The 4,791-nt window shown below is 45.9% G+C and carries 3 protein-coding genes; 1 reads left to right on the forward strand and 2 read right to left on the reverse strand.

Annotated features, from left to right (window positions below):
* On the forward strand, window positions 1-1,580 hold a 1,580-nt coding region (gene aspS / locus AC5EF3_RS16230), incomplete at its 5' end, for an aspartate--tRNA ligase (RefSeq protein WP_493548792.1).
* Between the two features lie 67 nt (window positions 1,581-1,647).
* On the opposite strand, the gene AC5EF3_RS16235 is transcribed toward aspS, so the two are convergent.
* Together AC5EF3_RS16235 and AC5EF3_RS16240 are read right to left on the reverse strand one after the other, a co-directional pair.
* On the reverse strand, window positions 1,648-2,142 hold the full coding sequence (locus tag AC5EF3_RS16235; protein ID WP_015827743.1) for a pentapeptide repeat-containing protein: 495 nt from the start codon (window positions 2,140-2,142) through the stop codon (window positions 1,648-1,650).
* 80 nt (window positions 2,143-2,222) lie between these two features.
* Window positions 2,223-4,730, reverse strand: coding sequence for a TSCPD domain-containing protein (locus AC5EF3_RS16240; protein WP_493548793.1), 2,508 nt, complete (start codon window positions 4,728-4,730; stop codon window positions 2,223-2,225).
* Window positions 4,731-4,791: the final 61 nt, after the last annotated feature.

Raw genomic sequence — 4,791 nt, forward strand, 5'->3', positions numbered from 1 at the left:
GTTCTGAAGAAACTGCCAATGAGTCGCTTGATACAGGTGCGATTGAGGTCGTCATTAGCGATCTTGAAGTGCAATCTGCAGCAGATGAGCTACCACTTCCTGTTTTTGGGGAGCCAGATTACCCAGAAGAGATTCGTTTAAAGCATCGTTATTTAGATTTGCGTCGCGAGACTTTGCACAAAAACATTATGCTGCGTTCAAATGTGATCACATCTTTACGTGAGCGTATGAAGGCGCAGAACTTTACAGAATACCAAACACCGATTTTGACGGCTTCTAGTCCTGAAGGTGCGCGTGACTTCTTGGTGCCTTCTCGTATGCACCCAAACAAGTTTTATGCGCTTCCGCAGGCTCCGCAACAGTTTAAACAGCTCATGATGGTGTCTGGGTTTGATCGTTATTTCCAAATCGCGCCTTGTTTCCGAGATGAAGATTTGCGTGCTGATCGTTCTTTGGAATTTTATCAGCTCGACATTGAGATGAGCTTTGTAACACAGGAAGATGTATTTGCGTCTATTGAGCCTGTTATGCACGGCGTATTTGAAGAATTTTCTGGCGACAAGACTGTAACGCCAGCTCCATTCCCACGTATTCCTTATCTTGAGGCGATGGCGAAATACGGATCTGACAAACCAGATCTTCGTAACCCAATCGAACTTGGCGACGTAACAGAATTCTTCGTCGATGACAGCAAAACTGGTTTTGGTATTTTTGCTAAAATCATTGCTGGCGGTGGTAAAGTTATTGCCATTCCAGCGCCGAAAGCAGCTGCTGAGAAATCTCGTAAATTCTTCGACGAGATGGACAAATGGGCCAAAAAAGAAATGCAAGCACCTGGACTTGGTTATGCACGTCTTAAAGAGGCAGATGGCGGCGGTATTGATAGCCAAGACCCTGTGCTGAAGAATTTTGAGCCTGCTCACCTTGCTGCAATGCTTGAGCAATTGGGACTTGAAGCAGGAGATGGAATTTTCTTCTCCGCTGGTAAGAAAACAGATGCATACAAACTGGCGGGTGCTGCGCGTCTTAAAGTTGGTGAAGAGCTAGATATTGTAGAAAAAGATATCTTTAAATTCTGCTGGATTGTTGATTTCCCAATGTATGAATGGGACGAAGACAACAAGAAAGTGGACTTCTCGCACAACCCATTCTCTATGCCACAAGGTGGTTTAGAAGTGTTGGAAGCTGCGGATACTGACGAGAAGAAACTCGAAATTCTAGCTTACCAATACGATATTGTTTGTAACGGAACAGAGCTTTCTTCTGGTGCTATTCGTAACCACCGTCCAGACATTATGATCAAAGCCTTTGAACTTGCCGGTTATGGGCCAGAGGTCGTTGAAGAAGAGTTTGGCGGCATGCTGAATGCATTCAGATATGGTGCGCCTCCACACGGCGGAATTGCACCGGGAATTGACCGAATGGTGATGCTATTGGCTGAAGCTGATAATATTCGTGATGTGATTATGTTCCCAATGAATCAACAAGGACAAGACCTATTGCTAGGTGCTCCGTCTGTTGCGGAAAACTCTCAGCTGAGAGAACTTTCGTTGCGCTTGGTGCCAGTAGAAAATAAATAATCAGATTTAAAGCATCAGATTAAGAAGGAAGGGCAGTTGTTTGAAATAACTGCCCTTTTCTATGAATTTATCGTTTGCACATATTGGGGCTTAAGCCTTTGGGAAGCTCCGTAGAAGCGTCGCAATGCGCTGTTGCTAACTGTGCTTGTGTTAGGCCTCTGGCTGTTTTTAGGTAAGCACCTGAAAGTATTGCGCCATCAAGATTTGCGCCTGTAAAATCAGCACCGCCGAACCAACCACCAACAAGCGTTGCATCTTTTAGATTTGCATTCTTTAGATTAGTGCCCTGCATACGCACACCAAATAAATTCGCAACACTTAGGTCAGCTTTAGACAGATTAGCTTTGTCTAAAGTGGCGACTTCAAGGTTGGATTGACGCAGACGCGAACCGCTTAGGTTTTTGCCAGAAAGATCATCCATAGAAAAATCTGCTTGGAATAAATTGCATCCAACGCAGCTAGCAGCACCTTGTTTTACGGTAGCGATCTGGCTCGCGTCCTGTGCGAAAGCAGGAAGACCAATAAAAGTTGTCAGTGCAACAGCAATAAGAGCGCGTTTCATAGTGAGACCTATTTAATCATCAACGACGAGATGGTTATAACACAGCAATAATGAAGCCAGTTTGAATAAATAGGCTTCATTTATGCTGTTTGTACTGTTGCTCCACAAGCATCGCAAATTGCAACACCATCATCCTCTACGAGTGTAAAATGACCGCAATTAGGGCATGCATCACCAAGGTAATCGGGCTGGTCCGCTTGTTGAGATTCTAAATTCACAACAGGTGATTCAGGTTCATTAACTGGGGGCTCTTCTGATAATTCTTGTTCTACCGTTTCATCATCTTTGGTGCGGGAGGATGCAGCATCAAGGAATACAATATTGTCAGGAATTGCACCGCGACTAAACCCTTTGGATATGAGTTGCACAGCTTCTTGAGGAGTAGGTGCATTTCGTGTGGAATCACCTTCACCTTTTCCTAGGCCGTCTGAAGAAAGACCGTCCATTTCAGCAAGGTCTTCTCGATCAAGATAAGACACTGCCAGCTCTCGGAAAATATAGTCTAGAATTGAGGTTGCTGATTTAATTGAATCATTTCCGGTGACTTCACCGGCTGGTTCAAAACGTGTGAAGACGAATGCATCGACAAACTCTTCCAAAGGCACACCATATTGTAGACCGATTGAAATCGCGATGGCAAAATTGTTCATTAAGGAACGAAAAGCCGCGCCTTCTTTATGCATATCAATGAAAATTTCACCAAGGCTTCCATTGTCAAATTCTCCAGTGTGCAAATAGACTTTATGTCCACCCACAGTGGATTTTTGAATATAGCCTTTGCGTCTGTCAGGTAGGCGACGACGCGCTGCATAAGTATTTGGGTCTGTTTTTGTATCAGGTGCCTGAATGTGGATTGGTACTTCTGGCTTGGTAGGAGGGGCAGCGATAGTTTGGCTCTGGACAAAAGCAGGAGGTGTGGATGCTCGTTTTTCTGCTTCTGCCAAGCGTTCCAAAACCGTTGCATTAATGACTGGCTTCGACGGTTCTATCCGTAAACTGAGATCATTTTCGATGGCTGCACTAAAGCAAAGTTGTAAATCCTGCCGGTTGGCCGCAGCAGCTTCTTTGGATGGAACTGTTAGCAAAATAGGCACGTCGAACACTTCTTTTATACTCAAAGCAAATCGAATGCATGCTCCTGCTTTTGCTTGCCGCGCCAAGTAAAATATATGTGCTAGTTCTGAATTTGGATCAGAGACTGCGCGTCGTCGCCCCTCTACAGCAGCGCGACCTTCTTCTATTTCTCTGGCCGATATACCCAATGCTCTGAGTAATGCTTCACCGTCTGTTTCGAATGCTTCGGGAGCTAGTCCCAAGCGTTTCTTGATTGTGTCGTCACCAACCACCCAACGTGAAAAGGCACTGCGCAGCGGTAAGCCGTCTCGTATTGCTTGTTCAACGCGATCTAGTGCTTCATTGGTAAGGCCGCGTTCTGACAAGCGGTTGCGTTCTAGACCATCAATTTGGTCAAGGGATCTCGCTCCTAAAACGCGCAATGCAACATCTTGGCGCTGTCCTTCGGTGGCAGCGCAATTGAGTGCAAGTCCGGCACATTTAGAAAAACGGTTTTCGTCTTCTTCTGTGGTTGAAATCAGAGACTGTACGGGGTCAACACCAATGCTCTCTAAGTTCAGCCATGCCACTGCATCTGGAGATGGCCGTAAGAAAGCAAATTGAATACCGGATTTATCTTTTGCATCGGCGGCTTGATATTCTTTCAATATGACTGCGATTTCAGTAGCGCGGTTTCGACCTTGAAGTGAATCGAACGCCAGGCCTTCTGACATAATCGTAGCTGCTAAGCCGGCTACTATAATGATTAGGCCAGGAAAGGTTGATTTTAGATCGACAAGATCTGATCTGAGAGTTTCTTCTGCAAATGTTTTATCGTCAAAATAAGCACCCAGATTTAGAATCAAGGTAGGAGATTTTGCGTTGGGGGCTGTTTTGGACAAATGATTGACTTGAAGCCCAATCCTTAAACCAGCTAACCGGTTTGATGCATCGGCTAATTTTTCGGCTGACGCATCTGACCAATTTGTTAGTCCTAGATGTACTGTGCCTGTATCTCTGGCGGCGGCTGCCTGTTTTCTTAGGGCTGTTGCAGCAGCTCGCGGTCCGCCAGGGGTAGATAACGCGATTTCAAGAAGATCTGCATCTGCGCCGCAACGAAGCGCATCGGTGAGTGCATCCGCTGTTGGCAGGCCGTCATCGTCTGTATCAATACTTAGACCTTCCAAGGCGTCGGCTAAAGAAGCAAATCCCTGTGCAGTTGCTGCGCGTGCAGCGGCTACTGTCGCTGCTTCTGCAATGGCCATTTCAGCACCACCGGATGAAATTGGGGCAGGGCTGACGCTACCGATTGCCGCACCGAGTGGTAGAAGTGGAGAGATTCGGCCTTTAGACAATGCGTTTGTGATGGTCGACTTTGCATTAGATTCGCAGTCTAGAGTGGCTAGACCATTAAGGTAATCTGTTGCTTCAGCTGAATTCATAGAGGCTGATCTATCTGTTTTTAACCAGATTTCTCCAGCAGCCATGAGGGGGGCTAGTAACTGAGTCGGCTGTTTTGTCCTGCGTTGCGCCATAAATCATCTCCCTGAATATAGTGAATGTGCGCAAATCGCTTCAATAGTGCAATATATGTTG

The organism is Hirschia sp. (genome assembly GCF_058892565.1).